Origin of the sequence: Pueribacillus theae (assembly GCF_003097615.1) — a bacterium.
Taxonomy (GTDB): Bacteria; Bacillota; Bacilli; order Bacillales; family UBA6769; genus Pueribacillus; species Pueribacillus theae.
In genome coordinates this window covers 12,761-32,066 of sequence record NZ_QCZG01000014.1, presented here as the reverse complement: position 1 = coordinate 32,066, position 19,306 = coordinate 12,761, and the positions used below count along the sequence as shown (strand labels likewise).

Here is a 19,306-nt window from a genome sequence, read left to right as displayed (position 1 = left end):
ATAAACTCTTTAGATGCCAATACCTAAAAAGCTTTTGGCGTTATGCCCCGCTTAGTGAAATGCATTTTTTACTTTCTTAATAAAGACGAATGAAACTGCTCCTATGATTTGCTATGAAGGCTCCTTTCGGAGCCTCGTTCACTTCTTAGCAGGTGTTAGCAGCAGCTTCTTGCCTTTTACATCACTTAGCTTCGTTTCGTGGTAGGTTCCTTCGACCCAATCGTCCATCTGATCGTGGTACCACTTACTCTTGAAATGGCCTTCCTGACCAGGCCCCACGATATGGTAGCCTACATCTGAATTGTTTAGATCGATAACAAATCGCCATGATGCACCGTGATCAACCTCGCCAGTCTCCTTATTATAGCTGGCTGCCATCGGAGTCACATCGCTTCCTCCTACTGGCATCGGTTTTTCATGGTTAAAAAAGTATGCCAATATAGGGTTGATTCCTGACAAAGGATGGGTAAACTGGACTTTGTGATACTCTCCCCATTTCCAAGCGGTTACGTCTTCCCCATATTCTTCCTTCAACTTCACAACTGTCCGCTCAAGCGATTGCCCGAGCACTTGCTCAAGTCCCCCATTTTCGTCAATCCACTCTGAGCCTTCTCCACTTGCAGCTTTCCGCAATAACTCATCCGTCGTCTGCCCGCGGCTTCCAAATAGTTTCATCATCGTATCCGGAATCTCATCATACAAAATCGCTTCGATTTCATCGAACCAGTGATGGAAAATAAGCGGCTGGGATGCATTCGCCTCATCCTTGAAATCCCATTTTTCCAGCTCTGCCAATGCTTGCTTTTCGATATCACCTAGCTTTGCTTCCGATAGTATATCGGAAAAAATCGGAACAAACTCTCGTGCTCTGAGATTCATCGTATCCATTTGGAATGCTTTCATATCTTCTGCTGTTAAATCGTCGCGGGATGCAAGAACCTCTTCAATTCGTTCATACCGATACGGCTGTGCCCATACGTTTGAAATATGATAAGGATAGTTCTCTCCAGCTACTTTGTTGTTCGCGGTCGCAATGAATCCTTTTTCCGGGTTAACGACCCGCGGCAACTTATCATACGGTATAAAATCCTTCCATTCGTATTTCGCTTCCCAGCCGGGAAGCGGAAGTAACGCATCGTCTCCGTTTTCATAAATCGGTATTCTTCCATTCGCTTTGTAAGCAATTGTGCCATCCTTCGCTGCAAAAACAAAGTTTTGAGCCGGGACAAGGAATTTTTCCAAGCCTTTTTCAAACTCAGCCCAATTTTCCGCCCGATTTATATCCAAAATGGCTTCAAGTTCTGTTGTCGGATCAAGTGCTGTCCATCTTAAAGACAGTACGACATCCTTCCCACTCTCTTTCGCAAATTCTGAAACGACCGGCCCATGGCGTGTTTCCACAACTTGATACTCGATTGTTTCTCCATCTTTTACTTTGATCGGCTCATCAATGACAGCCGCCTTTTCCCACTTGTCTTCAAATAAAAATTCCTGTTCGTTATCTGGATTGCGCTTTTCTAAATAGAGCTGCTGAACGTCCGGTCCCGTATTCGTTACACCCCATGCGATCTTATCGTTATGCCCGAGAATAATTCCGGGAACACCTGCAAAAATAACGCCAGACACATTCATTTCATCGGTTTCCAAGTGCATTTGCAGCCAGATTGATGGCGTCGCGAGGCCGAGATGTGGGTCATCAGCAAGTAATGGCAAACCGTTTTTTGTTTTTTTACCACTGACAACCCAATTATTGCTGCCATTAAAAGAATGTGGAATCACAGCATGCGCGAGGTTCGCAGCGATATCCACTTCATCCTCTTGAAGTATCGTTGACCGTGACTTCGGATAATGCGGGAACAATTCATACGCTTTTTCTTCTGAAAAATGGTTCAGTGCATAATAGTTAAAAGCCTGCCTCTCCCAGTGTCCTCCAAGGTCAAAAGCCATATACTTTCCAATCGTCAAAGAATCAATCGGCGTCCATTTCTGAGGAGTTACGCCCATTAATAAAAATTCAACGGGTAAACTGTTGTTATTCGTCGCTTCATCAATATATGCATTAATGCCTTCTGCAAACCATTCAAGAACTTGTTTCGCATCGTCTGAGTAGCTGTCGTATGATTTTTCTGCAGCCCGCCTCAAGCCCAACGCACGGAAATATTTATCTTGCTCAACGGTCGCGTCGCCAACGACTTCACTCAATGTTCCCGAAGCTTGCCTTCGTGACAATTCCATCTGGAACATCCGGTTTTGCGCCTGCATATATCCTTGCGCTACGAATAAATCATGGTCGTTTTTTGCCTTAATATGCGGCACACCGCTACCATCGGTCACCACAGTAACTTCGTCTTCCAAAAGTGGAAGTTCAATCGTGCCTTCAATCTGTGGAAGGGACTTATTTATGAAATTGTTTATAAAAAAGAAAGCACCCAAGCATAAAATAATTAAAATTGCTAAACCATAGAAAAGTATTTTTTTCCAATTTCGCTTTTTTATCTTTTTTTGAAGTACCGGTAATTCAGCCATGAATATCCCCCATTTATATATTTTTCTAGTAAATACATCGTATCACATTTTTCCCATTTTAATTACTATTCAATCTATTTAGCTTAAACGGGTTTCTTCCATCCAGTAAAAGATACTTCACGTTAACATGAAAAACAGGAACCAAATTTTGGCTCCTGCTTTTTTAACCAAATGGGGGCAATATTACGATAATCATCAGAAGAAAGACGATCGATAAATAATTTAAAAAATAGGATGAAAATCTTTTTTAGATTAAAAACACCTTTTTCAAGTGAAACAAGCTGTTTTTTGGTTTTCCTACGAAAAGAATAAGCGCAAGTATTACGAAGACAATCCCTAATCCCAATATTGAACTTCCTGTAAAACCGAGTACTATATAACCGATTGCGGAGATAACGGCACCAATTAACGCATAAGGCAACTGTGTCATCACATGATCAATATGGTTAGAACCCGCTCCAGTTGAAGATAGAATCGTGGTGTCAGAAATCGGTGAACAATGGTCACCAAAGGCTGAACCCGCCAGAACAGCTGCCATCGAAGGCAGTAGCATGCCAATATCTGTCGCAGCTGCAATATCCCCTGCTATGGGGAGAAGAATACCGAAAGAACCCCATGATGTTCCTGTTGAAAAAGCCATAATCCCGGCGATGATAAACATCATAATCGGCAGAAAAGAAACATTCAGGCTTGATTGCTCGACTAAACCTGCTAGATATTTACCCGTGCCAAGCCTTCCAATCAAATCAACAATGGTCCACGCGAATAGTAAAATGTAAATGGCAGGAAGCATGGATTTCATCCCTTCCAATATACCCCTTCCAAATACATCTTTTTGAACGCCTTTTAAAATGAAAGCTTGTCTATAGAACAACGCCAATGTCACAATTAATCCAAGAAACCCACCAATTACTAACGACTTTGCCACCTCGGTATTTTCAAAGACTGTTCATAACGAGGCGTCTCCATCTGTCGCTTGAAATCCAGTCCACATCATTGCTCCAACCGTACCAACAACAAGGGAAATAATGGGCCACATCAGATCGCCTACCGACCCTGAATTGCTTATCGGAAACCCATTCTTTAGCTCACCCGGAATGATTTTATTTGGATCATAAAGTTGTCCCTCTCTAACTGCTTTCTCTTCATGGACTTTCATAGCTCCAATGTTGAAATTTCGGAAAGCAACGATAAACACAATCCCAAGCGTGGCCCAAACGTAATAGTTCATCGGTATCATTTGGATAAACGCTGAAAACGCAGAGTATTCACTGACCCCATGAAATGGAACCAATCAACGTAATGATATAGGCGCCCCAGCTTGAAATCGGAGAGGCTACACATACTGGTGCGGAAGTCGAATCAATAATATAAGCAAGTTTTGCCCTTGATACTTTCTGTCGATCGGTAATCGGCCGTGTCACTTGTCCAACAGCGAGCGCATTAAAATAATCATCAATAAAAATAATGATACCAAGGACGGCGCCAATCATTTGGGCACCGACACGGGTCTTAACCCTTTTCATCGCCCAATCCCCGAACGCCTTGCTTCCTCCTGAAATAGAAATAAAAGCCGTGATGTTTCCAAGCAGCAGCAAAAATAAAATAATAAAAATATTAGAAGTATTAAGCCCTCCGTCTTCAATTAAAATGTTTTTTGCTGCATCACCCACGATCAAAAAAGTTTTTGTTACATTAAATTCGGAAAGCAAAATTGCCGATGCTATGATACCAGCTGCAAGGGATAAAAGCACCCTTCTTGTTACAACCACTAATAAAATAGCTAGAAGTGGAGGTAACAAAGAATATATTGTGTTTTCCATTTTATTTATGTTCCTCCTAGATGGGAATTGCTGTGACATCATCCCTCCATATGAAATGGAGAGCTTCCTTGTGGAAACTAGGTAGCTGCTCACTCTGACAGAGGTACGATGAAGAAATATTCGTACCCGTTGTTCCATTTCTGACCTGTCTTCATTATGGCAACTGTAGGTCGTGCCACAACGACCCTCCTGCATAGGATTATACCTTGCAGGCACCTGGTCTATCGTTCAATTGAACTACACCGCCAGGCTCGTGCTTCTTGCAATGTTTTTCGCCGCATTTAAATCAGCATGGCAAACATAGCCACATTGTTTGCAATGGAACTTGCTCTTATGGCGATTCCTTTTATCCGCATACCCGCAATGAAAACAAGTTTGGCTTGTCTTGTAAGGATCGATATCGGTGACTGGAATGTTATGTTTGGCTGCCTTTTGTTTAATGAACAGTTTCAATTGATAAAAAGGCCAGGAGTGAATGGTCCGATCAGCTTGTTTCGTTGTTTTACACGTGTTTCGGATGTTTTCGAGCTGCTCCATTTGAATCATCGGTTGGTCAAATTGCAGGCAAAACATGATGATGTCATGGGCTAATTTGCGGTTGTAGTCCGTGATCCAACGCCTTTCTTTATTCCCGATTTGTTCGATTGCACGCAGTGCTTTCTTTTTACCTAGAGAACGTCTGAGAGATCTGAAATGGCGCCTGATGTAGCCGACTTCTTTTCCACTGAACCATTGGCGTTTTCCTGATTGCAATTCCGTTATAACCGCAAGATGCCTTAAGCCAAGGTCAACACCAATGGGTGTACGTTGTGCCAATTTATATTGTGATAGTTGCTGAATGTCACAAGAGATTTCAATGGGGATTGCCACATACCAGTTTCGCCCCTTACGAAGGAGTTGTATTGTACCGCGAAAGTGTCGATTCGGTTTTGTTAAGTATGGGAAATAGGTGTTCACCCAATCCGTCTCGTGGACTGGCAGATACTTTTTTCCCATACTCGTTGTGAAACCAAGATACCAGCGGCCTTTTTTACATTGTGTATCCCAGTTTTGGTTGTTAACACTGATGGGGGTGTCTGCTTTAAAAACAGGGATGGATTTCGCTGCTTTCTTTTTATAGTCAGATACGGCTTTCTTTGCCCGGCGAATGGCTTCGTTTTTGATGGCGCTCTTTAAGGGAAAGGGAACATTCTTCGAGGTTAGTTTTTCGCCATTCAACAAGCGGGTGACACAATCGTTTAGACAATGGACAAACACTTTTTGTTCATTCAGCCACATTTTGTGTTTCCTTTTTGAAGGTTTCTTTAATTTAACCAAATAGGTGACGGTTGCCATGATGTCACCCCCTTAAACGGAACATATGTTTCCGTAATTTATTATATGAAAAAGAAAGCGGACATGCAAGTGGTTTAAGACAAATAAAATACAAAAAACAAGGCGATTCATCTCCTCATTGAAATGAAGGGCGTTCTCGCCTAATGATTGTAAAAAATAAATCAAGCCATTCCCTGTTTAATCATGTATACTTTTTAAGAATCCTAACCTATTATATAAGAAAAGCCGATGAAAGGAATGAAGTCTTTTTTGCAAATCGAATCCAGTAGGAAGGTTTCTCAAATTTTTTATCGAATAGTAACCAAAAGCTATTCATAATGATGGGTTGGAGAGTAAAAATGTTGACCGCGAAAAAATGGACGATAATGATTCTTGCTCTGATTTTACTTTTGCTTGCGGCAGCTTGGTTTACAAGTTCAATATACGGGCTCCCTTGGAAGAAAAATGCCATTGCAAAAAAATTGGAGATCCACTTAGAGGAAAAATACAATGAGGAATTCGAACGAAAGGAATCCTTCTACAATTTTAAAGATGGTTCATACGGCGGTGTTTTTTATCCGTCAAACGATTCTACGCTGGAATTTTATGCAGAAGAGGGGTTTGCTGAATACAAATATGTCGATACTTATCCTGAAGTTTTATGGGCCCGCCAACTCGAAGAAGACATAAAACCTTTTTATCAAAAAATCTATCCTGAGTTACAAACGGTCGAAACGCATTATGTCACCTATCAAAGCCTGGATAAAGTGAAGGGTCCGAACATCCCCCGGTACGATGAAGCGAAAGCTGAACTTAGTGCCCACTTTGAACTGGAACAGAGCTTTTCCAATTCTGAAGAACAGTGGCAACCGATTACAGAACTTGTCCAAAAAATCCAAAGCCTTTCGGCTGAAACAGACGTTTCTTTTCGATTTTTGGAATCAGGAAAAAAGACAGAAGTCTTTATTTTATGCCCAACAAAATCAGAGAAAGAGATAAAAACAATTCAACATGCGAAAGAGGCTTGCTCTGTCGATCGTTACGATATCGAAACGAGCATGCCCATGGATAAGGAGTGAATATTTTTGATTTCTACAAACAAGTATGAAGTGTTTCCAGTGATTGCCCCAGTAGAATTTTCATTAAAGACCGTTAATTTTTATTTGGTGAAAGATGATCATTCTCTAACACTTATTGACGCAGGTTATAATGACGAAGACTGTTGGCAGGCGCTTCAAAAAACACTAAAAGAAAACGATTGTAAATTAAGCGATTTAACACAAATCATCTTAACCCATCATCATATTGATCATGTCGGCCTTATCAATCGAATAACAGAAATCCACCCCATTCCGGTGTATTGTCACCCATTGTCTATCCCACGTTTAAAAAGGGAGCCTCGTTTCATGGAAATGAGAGTTGACTTTTATACAAAGCTTTATGAAGAAATGGGGTGCGGCGAAGCCGGCAAAAAACAAATCCATTATTTGCAAAAGGCGCTCACAAAAAACAAATCACAAGCAATCGAATGTGATCTAAGTGAAATCACTGCAGAAAAATTTATGGGTTTTGAAGTCATTGAAACACCGGGCCATGCGCCTGATCAGCTTGCATTCTATGATCGAAAACAAAAATGGCTGTTTTCCGGGGATTTATTAATTGAACATATTTCAAGCAACGCACTGGTCGAACCCGATCCATTTGGAATTAGAATGAATACGTTGACGGACCATTACAACTCAATGGAAAAATTTCTTTCGTTTGAGATCGATACGATTTTTCCCGGCCATGGCACCCTCATAAAAAACCACCATGAGTTAATTACAAAAAGATTAAACGGGATTGAAAGGAAAGCTGAGAAATTCTTAGCATTAATAAAAAACGGCTTTACGACAGGAAGCGAAATCGCTCATGAATATTATAAAGAAACGTATGAAAAACAGTTTTCGCTTGTCATGTCAGAAGTTGTTGGCCACTTGGATTATTTGGAAACGAATGGAAAAGTAGAGAAAAAGAAAACAAACGGAATTTGGCATTATACCGTTGTAGAATAAAGTGAGACTTCATCTGTGGGGTCCTACAGCCAGTTCATGCGGGATAAAACCAAAAATCCCACTGCTTAAATTAGTTCACAATTATGCAGTGGGATTTTATATAGGATTAATCGACAACAACGCGCCAACCGAATGGATCAGGCAATTCTCCTGTTTGGATGCCTGTTAATGTATCATATAATTTCTTTGACAAGTCACCTGTTTTCCCATCATTAATGATCATTTTCTTGCCTTCCCAAGCAAACTCTCCGATCGGCGAAATCACTGCAGCTGTTCCTGTCCCGAATGCTTCTTCCAATTTACCGTCATTGTAAGCTTGAATGACCTCTTCCAATGAAATTTGGCGTTCAACAACCGGTACATTCCAATATTTAAGCAGTTCAATAATTGAATTTCGTGTAATGCCATCAAGAATGCTTCCGTTAAGCGCGGGCGTAACGACTTCACCGCCAATTTTAAAGAAGACGTTCATGCTTCCTACTTCTTCAATGTATTTCTTTTCTCTCCCGTCTAGCCATAGCACTTCGGAATATCCCCGATTTTTCGCAGCAATTTGGGCTTTTAAGCTTGCAGCATAGTTTCCGCCTGTCTTCGCATCGCCTGTTCCGCCTTTTACCGCTCGGACAAACTCGCCTTCGACTGCAATTTTGACAGGGTTAATGCCTTCTTTATAATACGCTCCTACTGGCGAGAGGGTAATCATAAAGTGATAGCTTATAGAAGGGGAAATTCCTAGGAAAGGCTCAGTCGAAATAATAAAAGGGCGAATGTACAGTGACGTCCCTTCCGCTTTCGGAATCCAATCCTTTTCAACCCGAAGCAAGCTTTTTAACGCCTCTAAAGCAAATTTTTCATCGATTGGGGGGATACACATGCGATCATTTGAACGATTCATCCGTTGCATGTTTTTTTCCGGGCGAAACAGTAAAATCTTATCATCCTGTGAAAGATATGCTTTCAATCCTTCAAAGACCGTCTGGCCGTAATGCAGGACTTTTGCCGAAGGATCGAGCGTGATCGGCTGGTAAGGAAGAATGCGAGGATCGTGCCAGCCGATGCCTTCTGTATAATCCATCATAAACATATGATCCGTAAATATTCTGCCAAACCCCAATTCATTAGGATTCGGTTTTTGTTTCTTTGTTGGAGCCAACTGATATTCAATTTCCAAGTTTTCAATTGTTTTTGCCATCGTTTGTCCCCTGTTTCTTCATATAGATTTGTAGAAAGAATGAAAAGAAACACCTGGCCCAATCGCAAACATAAGCAGAGGTGTTCATTCTCAAATATTCAGAAATGTTAAGTTGATTATACATTATTTCTTATTGATTTTCAATGCATTGGCAGCCCAAGTTCTATAGGAATGGGACCAGATTTACCAAAAAATGAAGTTCTCGGTTTTCGCTTATTCCTTAAATAATATTTATGAGATGAATTAGATCTGTTTTTAAGTATTCTTCGCTGCTCACGCTACGCAGTAAGGACATTTGTCCAGATCTTTTGTCCTTACATGTCATTCGTTTCTATTTATTTTCCTTTTTGTCTTTTTTTCATAGCTCTATTATCCTTTCACACCTTCTTTTAATGTTATCATCATGCGTGACAACGATTACAGTCTTTCCCTCTTTATTTAAATTTTCAAGAATAGACATCACTTCATTTGCATTCTCTTTATCCAGCGAACCAGTTGGTTCGTCAGCTAGAATCAGATCGCACTTCTTGATTATCAGTCTAGCCAGGGCTATTCGCTGTTGCTCGCCGCCAGAGAGGGTATATACTTTACTGTTCTTTTTATCTTCTAACTTCACTCTTCTCAAAGCTTCTTCTATAGTTACACCGGAACGATTGGATTTCTTGATGAGTTTCAAATTTTCAAATACCGTTTTATCTTCAATAAGTGCAAAATTTTGGAAAAGAAAACCGACCTTATTACTAAAATAATAGTGTTGATTTTTCCTTTTTGAAATATCCATTCCATCTACTTCTATTGTTCCACTGTCTACTTTTTCCAAAGAACCTATCATATTTAAGAGCGTTGTTTTTCCACGACCACTTACTCCTGAAAACACTACATATTCACCTGTTTCAATTGTCAGATTAAAATGATCAAATAAGACTTTATCGCCAAACGACTTTGATAAGTTTTTGATTTCTATCATAAGGTTCCACCTTTCAAGATTTTTTGGATATTCATTTTATCTGTTTTGTTAATATAAAAGCATACGATGACCATTTCTATGACGAGCATACAAATCCCGGCAAGTAAAATGTATGTGAAAGCTTCTCCTATAAAATAGAAAATAAGAGTCGCTGCCAGCACACTAATGATTCCAAAAATCAAAGTTGTTAGTAATATTTTTTTATGTCTTTCAAAAAGTTTATATCCCAAAACTTTTTTTAATGCTATTTCCATTGCACTGACACGATATTCATAACTTATAATGGTTCTTATAATCATACTTTCTAACATGATAAGTACCGCAAATAGCACAATTCCGATAAACATATTTCGTTTCAAAAGCTGCCATTGATGCATGTAATAATCATAAGCATTTGTCTGGTAATACATTTCATTTTCGAGTCCATGCTTAGATATAAATGAAGACCATTCTTTGTCTGATATTTTAAACAAACTTGAATTGCCAATATAGGTACTATTCCAATATTTGTCATAGTTTTTCATGTTATTCAAAATAATAATGGGGTTTTTCATTAATCCGGTAGAAATTTTACCTGAGTTTTTCATATTGATAATTTCGACATTTTCTTTATACGGTACAAATTCATCATCATATTCCCCTTTATAATAAGAGGACCATATGTCATGAACTTCCTCATTTATCCTTTGGTTAGCAACCAATTTATCAGGAATAATAAAATATATCTTTTCTTTAAAGGAAAAGTTTTCAATGTCCAGGATATTTGCTTGTAAATATTCTATTGCTGCACTGTTGGCTAAGATATATTCAGTATTGGTTTCCCCAAAAGTTTCCAAATTTACTAATGAAAATACCTTTCCTTCTTCGGAGAATTGTTGATAGGCGTCTGCATATATCGCCTCTATGTCATCATGAAGAGAACCGAACCCAATGTAAGCATATCCTTTGTGTTCTTCAAAAAAATTTTTCTGCCGGTAATAGTCTGCACCTTGATGGATAAGTTCGATACAACCGGACATCACAATGATTACTGAAACAATTGAGATTACTTTATAAATATAGCTTACATTTAAAACACTTTTAGAAGATTCCTTTGAACCCATATCCTTTTTATAATCAGTAAAGTATAAGGACAAGTAAATCATTGAGTTTAATAGCAAGAAAATAATGATACCGGTAATCGATACATTCATATAATAAGTTGCTGTAGTAAATCTATTTAAAGTAAACGGGATCGTCGTAAACATAACGACATAGACAGCTAAATCAACCAATATATTTTTATTAACAAAATGGATTAAGCTTTCACCACAAATAATTCTAATCATGACTTCCTTTTTCACTAAAGCAACTTCATAAAGTGTCATTAGCAATAAGAATAAGAGACTAACACCCCATATAGCCATCACTATAAATAGATTTTCATGGCTATCAGAACCTTCCTGTGGAAATCTACCAGCATATTGATTAACTAAATCCCTCTTAAATTCAAGAATATCTTCTTTATCACCTATAACGTGATATAACTCTATCTGTGATAGATCATCAATTTCTTCTAGTGGTTTAAATTTAACTTGAACATTTCCTAGAAAAACACTTTGAAAATGACCGGGATTAATTTTTGACATATCACTTAAGTGTGATTTAACGCCTTCTGTTCCATATATGATTCTCGTAGTGGAAAATATATTTTCTATTTCTTGATCGATTGTAAAAATTTCTACATTTTCTTTTTCAGCTGCATGGTAAATATCTTCAATCATCTCCTCTTGAGATGTTTCTTTTTGTAAATACATCGTAACGTTTGTGTATGTGGATTCAAAACTGTCCACATGCCATACGTATATTTCTCCAATAAAACCAAATACAATGGCGATTAAGATAAGGCTTATAATGTATTTAATTTTTTTCAATTATTTTCTCTCCAATGAGTTTATTATTTTATGTTTACCTAATCCGTGACCAATTCTATCTAAATTAACTGTCAAACGTCATTTTAGACGGAAAAATGCCCTTATTTAAAAATCCTCACAAACGAATGCCAGTTTTTGACATACGCAGTAAGGATTTATTTATTCAATATAGCGGAACTTTCCATTTATCTTTGACTTCATAATAACGTGTAACTGAGAGAAGATGTAATGTAAGTTCTTCAGGAATTTCGTCAAGGTCGTATGATGTAAGCTCAAGGGTTGTTTTATAGCGGCCATTCTTATCTTTTTCATTGAGTATAGACTCGCTTTGAAGTGTTTCATATGCCTTTCCTTCGTCATCGACGATCACCCAATCGCCTAAATCGGAGGCTGGCATTTCTTTACCGCCTTCCATTTTAATTTTAAAAGTTGTCTCTCTATCGACAGGAATCAGTGACTTGCGAAGTGAAAATTCATTTTGTTTTTTTGCCGATTTAATCGTTATGAAGTTGCCTTCGTACTCAAACGAAACGGGATTTTTCTTTAACTCTTTTGGCTTAATTTTGATTGAAAAGTCGGAAGGCACTGTTTTACATACGCCGTCTAGCACAAAGGTTAGTTTTTTATCCTCTTTTTGCGGAATGAATGATTCATTCCATGCAATATGCCCCATTTGATTCGACTCTTCCCCATTCCTTTGCAGCAATCCTACATCGCTTGGATGCTCTGTAAAAAACGTATTGTGATGATGATAATAAACAGCCTTCTTTGCTTCATTTTCTAAATGATACTCAATAGCTGTTCCATAATTTGTAAACGAATGAACGATTTCTTTTCCATATTCCTCGCCCAGTTTTTGAATATCCTTTTCGACTTTCGCTTGTTCTTCTTTCGTAAACGCAGTTTCATACATCAGTTCATTGGAGGAAGGAGCGAAGCGAACTTCCTTCATATCAATGGCTACTCCGTGCTGTTCTGTGCTTTTGCCTTGCAGCGGAAGCTTCGTTGTATACTTAAACGCTTCTTTTAAATCAACAGGCACCTCTAATTCCCATTTTCCCTTTACCCCATTTAACTCAACCAAATTAAACTTTACCGTCATTTTTTCCAATGCTTCAAATTCGCGCAATGAAAATTCTAATAAACCATAATCACTATCTTCTTGCCACCCTACACTTAATCGATCTAACCTTTTTCCCTCTTGATCAACCGCAAAAATTTCATTCTTTGATTCCGGCAAATCGAGATACGTATCTTGCGGTTTTCCATTTTTGTTTAATATTTGATAAGATAACGCTACCCTTGAGGAATCGGCTACCATATCTTCCACTCGAAACGTAATCCCGCGATCCTCCGCCTCAAGATCGACTTGTTTAACCAAACCTGCTTCAGAAGCCATTCTCAGCCCTTCGTCAACCTGCTCTGTTGAAAACATACCGCCTACCCACTTTGCAAAGCTTGGATTTAACGTTGCACCGAAGCCAATTGCAAGTGCAGCTCCTGCCGCTATCAGAACGCTGCGTTTCCATATCGTCTTTTTCCGAGGGGTATGGTTTTGTCCATAAGGTTCGACTTTCTCTAGCACTAAAGAGGTGAAGTCATCAGGAAGTGGAGGGGTTTGCAATGTTTCTTTTATAAAACGTTCTTCCTCTATAAACGCATTGGCTACACGCGTACAAGCGTCACAACCATTCAAATGGTCCTTGATTTGGGTTGATTCTTCTTCGTTAAGTAATTCATCAATATATTGTGAAAGCTTATCTGTCGTTGGACAGTTCATGAAAATCCCCTCCTTCGCGATTTATTGCATCTCTCATTTTTTTCTTAGCCCTGTGCAGCTTATTTCTCACAGTTGATAGAGGGACATCAATTAGCTCACTAATGTCGCTGTAGCTTAATTCATTGACATACCGCAGTAGAATTATCATTCGCTCCTCTTGTGGTAAGCTGGAGAGTAACCTTTCCAGCTGTCTGCTTTTCTCTTTTTTCAAGAAAATGACTTCAGGATGATTCGAATGCAAAATATGGCCTTCGTTTATTTCCACCTGTTTCACTTTGTAGCGTTTCTTTCGAAATTCATCCATGCAATGATTGATTGCCACCCGATATATCCAGCTGGAAAACTTCCCCGTTTCATCGTATTTTCCTAGCTGTTGATACACTTTAATAAAAGCTTCCTGAACTAAATCCTGTGCATCTTGGGGATGTTTTGTCATGCGCAAGATCGTGGCATATAGCTGGTTTTTGTATTTATTAATGATATGTGCATATGCTTGCTTATTGCCTGCCAGCACTTCTTGTATCCAACGCCGTTCCTCTTCCATTTTGACCTCCTGACTGGCCGATTCTACATGTTCTTTCGCTTGTTCATTTCTTCATCAAGTATAACGGGTTCATTCCCCAATTCATTTCATTTTTTAAAAAAATTTGTTTTATAGCATAAAAAAACGCTTCCAGTGGTGGGAAGCGTTTCAACGTCAATAAATCTATTTATTTTCTTAAACTTAAGTATCGTGTGTTACTTCAATTTCTAAACCTACCAAAATAGAGAAGTGGATTAAGTAAACTAAAAACTACAATCGCAAGGAACATATAAGTGGCAACAGCATCTCCCCCCAATCCTAACTCATCAACAACAATCCCACCATAAAAAAGCACTTGAGCAGATACAAATATTGATAGGAGCGATAAGCTGATGACGCTAAAACCATTGAGAAATTTGCTTCTAGCTTTAGGGATAATGAGTATTAAAAATAAAATGACTGCAGCAATTAATAACGTCACAAAAACAGGCCTTAACAAAGTAAATACCCCAAATTTTTCAAACGATTCGTATGTGTACATACTATCCCTCCCAAGAAAACTAAAATTTCACTTCTCATCACCTTTTATTTTTTCAAAAAGTTCGTTTAATCGCTCGCCCATCATATCTTCTTCAAGAGCCGTTATATTTCCTTCAAATTAGTCATTCTATTTCTTTTATAAAATTATCTCTAGAAATTTTCATCTTTTCTGACTATAGTAAAAATGATAATATCAAATTAAACATTTAAAGTCTTCGACTACCTTTCAAGGAAGGAGGGAAAATTTAAGCTTTTTGAATATAGGCAAAACCCTTTCCTTGCACTTTGGGCAAACCTCATTCAATCCTTCGAAAGCGTTTTCTATCGTGTGGTGAATCAAAAAAATTTTGAACATAAAATATATGCATGCAATTCTCTTGCTTTTTTTCATACCTATTCATTAAGGAAAGGCCATCGTTGACTCAACAAATATGAGTTACATACCAACATACAAAGGGGAGAAAATCAATGAACCAAACGACGTTTTCAAATTATCCACAACAGCCTCATGGCGGTAAACTTGTAAACAAGGTGTTAACCGGAAAAGAGAGGGATGAGGAGCTGGCAAGAGCCAAGCAACTGCCGATAATCATGGTTGATTTAGAAGCAGTGATCACAATCGAAATGATTGCCACTGGCGTTTTATCACCTAACGAAGGGTTTATGAATGAAATTGACTACAAATCCGTCTTGAAAAAAGGCAGATTGGATAATGGCTTAGTTTGGCCTGTGCCATTAAGCTTTGCTCCAATTGGGGAACGCAATAAGGAAATTGTTCAATCACTATCCATTGGAGATGAAGTTGCTTTAGCTGATGAAACGAAAGAGCCTGTTGCTATTCTTAAAATTGAAGATATTTTTGCATATAATAAAGAAGAACGCGCCTCCCACCTCTTCGGTACGACCGACCGCAACCATCCGGGTGTCGATGCGATTTACCGGCGGATGGGAGATTATGCTCTTGGTGGCCCCCTTACGTTATTGCGCCGTGCTCATTGGGGACCTTTTGAAAAACTTCGTCTGGAGCCGAAAGACACGTGGCGTCTCTTTTATGAAGAAAAGAAATTTCGTTCTGCCGCTGGATTTATTACTGGGGCAAACCCATTGCATCGGGGCCACGAATATATTCATAAAAATGCGTTGGAAGAAATCGATGGCTTATTGCTTCAGCCTCTAGTTGAGATGGCTAAGCGTGAATATACACGCCATGAATTTCGTATGCTTGCTTACCGGAGTGTTTTGGAAACCTATTATCCAAAAGAACGGGCAATTCTCGCGCCTTTAAGAGTCACCTATATTTTTGCAGGGCCGCGCGAAGCCGTTTTGCATGCCCTCATCATGAAAAACTATGGTTGTACGCATGCGCTCATCGGCCGAGATCATGCGGGAATCGGCGACTATTATGATAAATACGCCAGCCACTCCATTTTTGATGAATTTTCACAGGAAGAACTCGGCATCGATATTCGTCTCTTCCATGAAGTCTTTTACTGCCTGCGTTGTGACAGCCTCGCAACTGTACAAACGTGCCGGCATAGCGATTCACTCCGAATCAACATCTCAGGGACGAATATCCGCGAAATGCTACGCCATGGCATTTTGCCGCCAAAAGAAATCGTACGGCCAGAATCTGCACGAATTGCCATGCAAGGAATCCAACCGAAAGGCGTCGATGAAAATAACCAAGCAATTTCCCCTGTCGGAAAAATCATTAAAGGTACATTCCCGTTCTATTTGGAAAGAACAAGGCTGGGCGGCCCGAAGCGCGACGTCCCATTAACTCCTGAAGAATTGAACAAACGTGACCTAGAAGCCGCAATTATGGACGTTCGGCTTAACGCAGATCGCGTTTACAGTGAAGTGTTTGAAGAGTTCAGCTCGATTGGCGATACCGATCGCGACCTTCAGCCTGAATGGAGAATGGAAGCCCGTGATTCCATGAGAACACAACAAAAAATGGTGATTGAAGATTTGGAAGAGAAAGTACAGCAGGCGCCCGAAAAAGCGTCCGATGAATTCATGTACCAGGACAAAGAAGAAGCACAGCGTGAGCTCGCCGTTGCGAGAAAAATTCTCGAAGAAATTCCAGCTACACTCCGTGCCGAAAATCTGGAATACCGGACATGGAATCCTCTGCCATACGAACGCTACAGAGGCAGTGATGAACCAGCCGAGAAAAATGGGAGTGTTAAGAAGTAGTTTATAATACTGAAGAAAGCTCTTAAAAATAGGACTTACCCGCTTTCCGTTTCATATAACGCGGGTAAGTCCTTTTCTGGTAAAACATTGAAATCTTTGATCTGGAAGCTCCAAAAGGGTATCATTGTTTTTATTGAAATAATTTATCATGCCGCAACCGTCCGCAAGACACCCTGTACAAGATTTCGAGAGTAATCTAAGAAGTCTAAGCGGGCGCTAACGGACACTGGGTTTCCTGATAAGTCTCGTTTTATTGAAAAACATTTTTCCGGGTGACTAACATGACTAAAACATATCCAAAAGCTTGGCTGCTTATCTTAACTGTTGGATTGGGGATTCTGCTCAATCCTTTGAATTCATCAATGATTTCTGTCGCCTTGACTCAAATGCAACGTGATTTTTCCCTAACTTTTGCTGATGCATCATGGCTTATTTCCATCTTTTATCTTGCGAGCGCAGCCGGGCAGCCGGTCATGGGAAAACTAAGCGACATGTTCGGGGCAAAGCGATTATTTCTAATTGGCCTTATTCTCGTAGGCGTATCCTGTTCCTTAGCTCCTTTTTCCCCAAATTATGGATTTTTGCTCGGGTGTCGAGCTTTACAGGCAATTGGCAGTTCAACACTTTTTCCAAGTGGAATGAGCATGATTCGCTCACATATTACCGAGAAACAAGCTCGCGCCATTTCCATCGTTACGATTTTTTCTTCCACTTCAGCTGCTTTTGGCCCAACCATTGGCGGATTTCTCGTAGCAGGATGGGATTGGCCCGCCATTTTTGTGATCAATTTCCCTGTTATTATCGCAGCCATTTTGTTGGCTATCTTTATTTTGCCAAAAGACGGCGAAGTAAATTTCGAATGGAAACGTATTGATTTTGTTGGTATTATGCTTTTCATTATCTCAATATTGGGTTTGATTCTTTTCTTGCTTTCGTTTACTGAAAAGACTCGCTGGTGGGCACTTATGCTCTTTTTGGTCGCAGGGGTGATCTTCTATGCTTTTGAAAAGAGACGAGCCGAACCGTTTATCGATGTTGTATCTTTAAAGAAAAACATAAATGTTACGAGCGTTTACCTCCAATTTATGCTAATCAATTTTGTTTACTATAATTACTTTTTTGGCCTTCCGACACTGTTGCAGCAAGTCCGCGGCTACAGCGAAGAACATGCCGGGTTGATTATGCTTGCCCTTGCAGGGTGCAGTGTTCTTGTCACACCACTTGCAGGCCGGATGATTGATCGGAATGGTTCGAAATTAGCAATGGTCATTGGCTCAGTGATTCTTCTAATAGGTACAGGACTATTATTAACTTACAATGAAAACTCACTTCTTATTTGGCTAATCATGATTATGATTGTCCTTGGGATAAGCAACGGTTTCACTAATATTTCTGCACAGACTGCCCTTTATGAGCATGTGGACGAAGAAGACACAGGAGCTGCGTCAGGCCTATTTCAAACAAGCCGCTATTTAGGATCGATTTTATCAGGCAGCTTTCTTGGCATGGCGTTTACAGGCCATCTCGATGATGCTCATTTTCACATTGTCGCGATCGTTTCCTTTGTCTTTTGCTTTGTTGTCGCTTTTATCTCATGGAAACTTCCCGGGAAAATCAAGAAGCCGAAGCAACTACGGTAGCATCATATTTGGTGCTGCTTTATTTTTTGTACTGATTTTTAAAGTTTTCTTGGTATTCTCGAAACTGTTTTATATATTTTTTCAGCTTTTCTAGATCGGTTGATGAATTTAGGAAAGGCTTGCGTTTGCCAACGACCATGATATCTTTGCCATCTATCGGGCTATCTAGTTTTACATATGGCTTAAAATATTCACATTCCGTATGGGGAAGAGCAACAGATAATCTTGCATATTCTTCGGTTGGAAGCTGATTTGATATGGTTAGCTTCAGTAAATGAGTTAATTTGGCCAAGGGTTCTAAAGAATTATCTTTTATCCGTATGTTCGTTAAGTTTAAATTCTTAAGAGCAGCCAAATTCTTAAGGGGGGCAAGCGTATCAATGTTCAAAGGATTCGATATGCCGCCTGATAATGCTAATTCTTCGAGTGCATGACCATGTTGCAAAGCTTCCAAGTCATTTAATTTCTTAAAATCCTCTATTAACAAGCTTTTTAAATTTCTATTTTTAGTTAAATCCCAAAGCTTCGTTGCTTTTGGATTCCAACATAAATAAATTTGCTCTGTATCTGATAAGTGTTCTAATGCGGATAGGTCTTCTACTTTCATTTCATAAACGTAAATTTCTTTCGGTCTTACATACTTAAGAATAAGATCAAACTCAGCTTGGTTAACCGTAAACAACCATAATTTTTTAATATTTGGGAAATCCTTCAATCGTTCAAGATTTTTAGTTTTTCCCTGTAAAGCAATCTCCTCTGGCATCACGTCAATTTGATCTAAATCTTTCATAAAATCAGGCTGTTCTCCAATTGGAAACATCTATGAACCTCCAAT

General features: G+C 39.3%; 13 protein-coding genes and 1 pseudogene. 4 read left to right on the top strand and 10 right to left on the bottom strand.

Features of this window, described 5'->3' with window-relative positions:
- Nucleotides 1–138: 138 nt before the first annotated feature.
- From DCC39_RS08405 to DCC39_RS08395, 3 genes and pseudogenes are all read right to left on the bottom strand, one after another.
- Nucleotides 139–2,526 (bottom strand): penicillin acylase family protein, encoded by a 2,388-nt coding sequence (locus DCC39_RS08405; RefSeq protein ID WP_116554446.1) that lies wholly within the window; start codon nucleotides 2,524–2,526, stop codon nucleotides 139–141.
- Between the two features lie 247 nt (nucleotides 2,527–2,773).
- A pseudogene (locus DCC39_RS08400) lies at nucleotides 2,774–4,349 on the bottom strand (Na+/H+ antiporter NhaC family protein).
- A 237-nt stretch (nucleotides 4,350–4,586) separates the two neighbouring features.
- On the bottom strand, nucleotides 4,587–5,684 hold the full coding sequence (locus DCC39_RS08395; RefSeq protein WP_116554445.1) for an RNA-guided endonuclease TnpB family protein: 1,098 nt from the start codon (nucleotides 5,682–5,684) through the stop codon (nucleotides 4,587–4,589).
- 338 nt (nucleotides 5,685–6,022) lie between these two features.
- Here DCC39_RS08395 and DCC39_RS08390 point away from each other — a divergent pair, with 338 nt between their 5' ends.
- Nucleotides 6,023–6,742 carry a YfjL-like protein gene (locus DCC39_RS08390; protein WP_116554444.1) on the top strand — a complete coding sequence of 240 codons (720 nt, stop codon included), beginning with the start codon at nucleotides 6,023–6,025 and terminating at the stop codon, nucleotides 6,740–6,742.
- A gap of 6 nt (nucleotides 6,743–6,748) precedes the next feature.
- Complete coding sequence (locus DCC39_RS08385; RefSeq protein WP_116554443.1) at nucleotides 6,749–7,717, top strand: MBL fold metallo-hydrolase; 969 nt, start codon at nucleotides 6,749–6,751, stop codon at nucleotides 7,715–7,717.
- 106 nt (nucleotides 7,718–7,823) lie between these two features.
- Here the strand turns inward: DCC39_RS08385 and DCC39_RS08380 are convergent, their stop codons facing one another.
- The 6 genes from DCC39_RS08380 to DCC39_RS08355 all read right to left on the bottom strand — a co-directional run bounded on the left by DCC39_RS08380 (nucleotide 7,824) and on the right by DCC39_RS08355 (nucleotide 14,633).
- The gene (locus tag DCC39_RS08380; protein WP_116554442.1) at nucleotides 7,824–8,909 is read right to left on the bottom strand and encodes a branched-chain amino acid aminotransferase; all 1,086 of its coding nucleotides are present in this window, start codon (nucleotides 8,907–8,909) and stop codon (nucleotides 7,824–7,826) included.
- Nucleotides 8,910–9,267: 358 nt separating this feature from the next.
- Nucleotides 9,268–9,876, bottom strand: coding sequence for an ATP-binding cassette domain-containing protein (locus tag DCC39_RS08375; protein WP_116554441.1), 609 nt, complete (start codon nucleotides 9,874–9,876; stop codon nucleotides 9,268–9,270).
- The gene (locus DCC39_RS08370; protein ID WP_116554440.1) at nucleotides 9,873–11,789 is read right to left on the bottom strand and encodes a DUF1430 domain-containing protein; all 1,917 of its coding nucleotides are present in this window, start codon (nucleotides 11,787–11,789) and stop codon (nucleotides 9,873–9,875) included. The genes DCC39_RS08375 and DCC39_RS08370 overlap by 4 nt, the downstream gene beginning before the upstream one ends.
- A 163-nt stretch (nucleotides 11,790–11,952) precedes the next feature.
- On the bottom strand, nucleotides 11,953–13,569 hold the full coding sequence (locus DCC39_RS08365; protein ID WP_116554485.1) for a DUF4179 domain-containing protein: 1,617 nt from the start codon (nucleotides 13,567–13,569) through the stop codon (nucleotides 11,953–11,955).
- The gene (locus DCC39_RS08360) at nucleotides 13,547–14,113 is read right to left on the bottom strand and encodes an RNA polymerase sigma factor (RefSeq protein ID WP_116554439.1); all 567 of its coding nucleotides are present in this window, start codon (nucleotides 14,111–14,113) and stop codon (nucleotides 13,547–13,549) included. The genes DCC39_RS08365 and DCC39_RS08360 overlap by 23 nt, the downstream gene beginning before the upstream one ends.
- A 199-nt stretch (nucleotides 14,114–14,312) precedes the next feature.
- Nucleotides 14,313–14,633 (bottom strand): hypothetical protein, encoded by a 321-nt coding sequence (locus DCC39_RS08355; protein WP_116554438.1) that lies wholly within the window; start codon nucleotides 14,631–14,633, stop codon nucleotides 14,313–14,315.
- Between the two features lie 467 nt (nucleotides 14,634–15,100).
- On the opposite strand from DCC39_RS08355, the gene DCC39_RS08350 reads away from it, so the two are divergent.
- Entirely contained in the window at nucleotides 15,101–16,831 is a 1,731-nt protein-coding gene (locus DCC39_RS08350) for a sulfate adenylyltransferase (RefSeq protein ID WP_116554437.1), read from the top strand.
- A 281-nt stretch (nucleotides 16,832–17,112) separates the two neighbouring features.
- A complete protein-coding gene (locus DCC39_RS08345) occupies nucleotides 17,113–18,471 on the top strand; it encodes an MFS transporter (protein ID WP_116554436.1) in 1,359 nt (452 codons plus the stop codon).
- 19 nt (nucleotides 18,472–18,490) lie between these two features.
- Here the strand turns inward: DCC39_RS08345 and DCC39_RS08340 are convergent, their stop codons facing one another.
- A complete protein-coding gene (locus DCC39_RS08340; RefSeq protein WP_116554435.1) occupies nucleotides 18,491–19,291 on the bottom strand; it encodes a leucine-rich repeat domain-containing protein in 801 nt (266 codons plus the stop codon).
- Between the last annotated feature and the right edge of the window lie 15 nt (nucleotides 19,292–19,306).

Coding starts and splice junctions, on each gene's coding strand:
- DCC39_RS08375 (WP_116554441.1), bottom strand. CDS start 9,876: ATGATAGAAATCAAAAACTTATCAAAGTCGTTTGGCGATAAAGTCTTA.
- DCC39_RS08355 (WP_116554438.1), bottom strand. CDS start 14,633: ATGTACACATACGAATCGTTTGAAAAATTTGGGGTATTTACTTTGTTA.
- DCC39_RS08390 (WP_116554444.1), top strand. CDS start 6,023: ATGTTGACCGCGAAAAAATGGACGATAATGATTCTTGCTCTGATTTTA.
- DCC39_RS08360 (WP_116554439.1), bottom strand. CDS start 14,113: ATGGAAGAGGAACGGCGTTGGATACAAGAAGTGCTGGCAGGCAATAAG.
- DCC39_RS08365 (WP_116554485.1), bottom strand. CDS start 13,569: ATGAACTGTCCAACGACAGATAAGCTTTCACAATATATTGATGAATTA.
- DCC39_RS08405 (WP_116554446.1), bottom strand. CDS start 2,526: ATGGCTGAATTACCGGTACTTCAAAAAAAGATAAAAAAGCGAAATTGG.
- DCC39_RS08345 (WP_116554436.1), top strand. CDS start 17,113: ATGACTAAAACATATCCAAAAGCTTGGCTGCTTATCTTAACTGTTGGA.
- DCC39_RS08395 (WP_116554445.1), bottom strand. CDS start 5,684: ATGGCAACCGTCACCTATTTGGTTAAATTAAAGAAACCTTCAAAAAGG.
- DCC39_RS08350 (WP_116554437.1), top strand. CDS start 15,101: ATGAACCAAACGACGTTTTCAAATTATCCACAACAGCCTCATGGCGGT.
- DCC39_RS08380 (WP_116554442.1), bottom strand. CDS start 8,909: ATGGCAAAAACAATTGAAAACTTGGAAATTGAATATCAGTTGGCTCCA.
- DCC39_RS08340 (WP_116554435.1), bottom strand. CDS start 19,291: ATGTTTCCAATTGGAGAACAGCCTGATTTTATGAAAGATTTAGATCAA.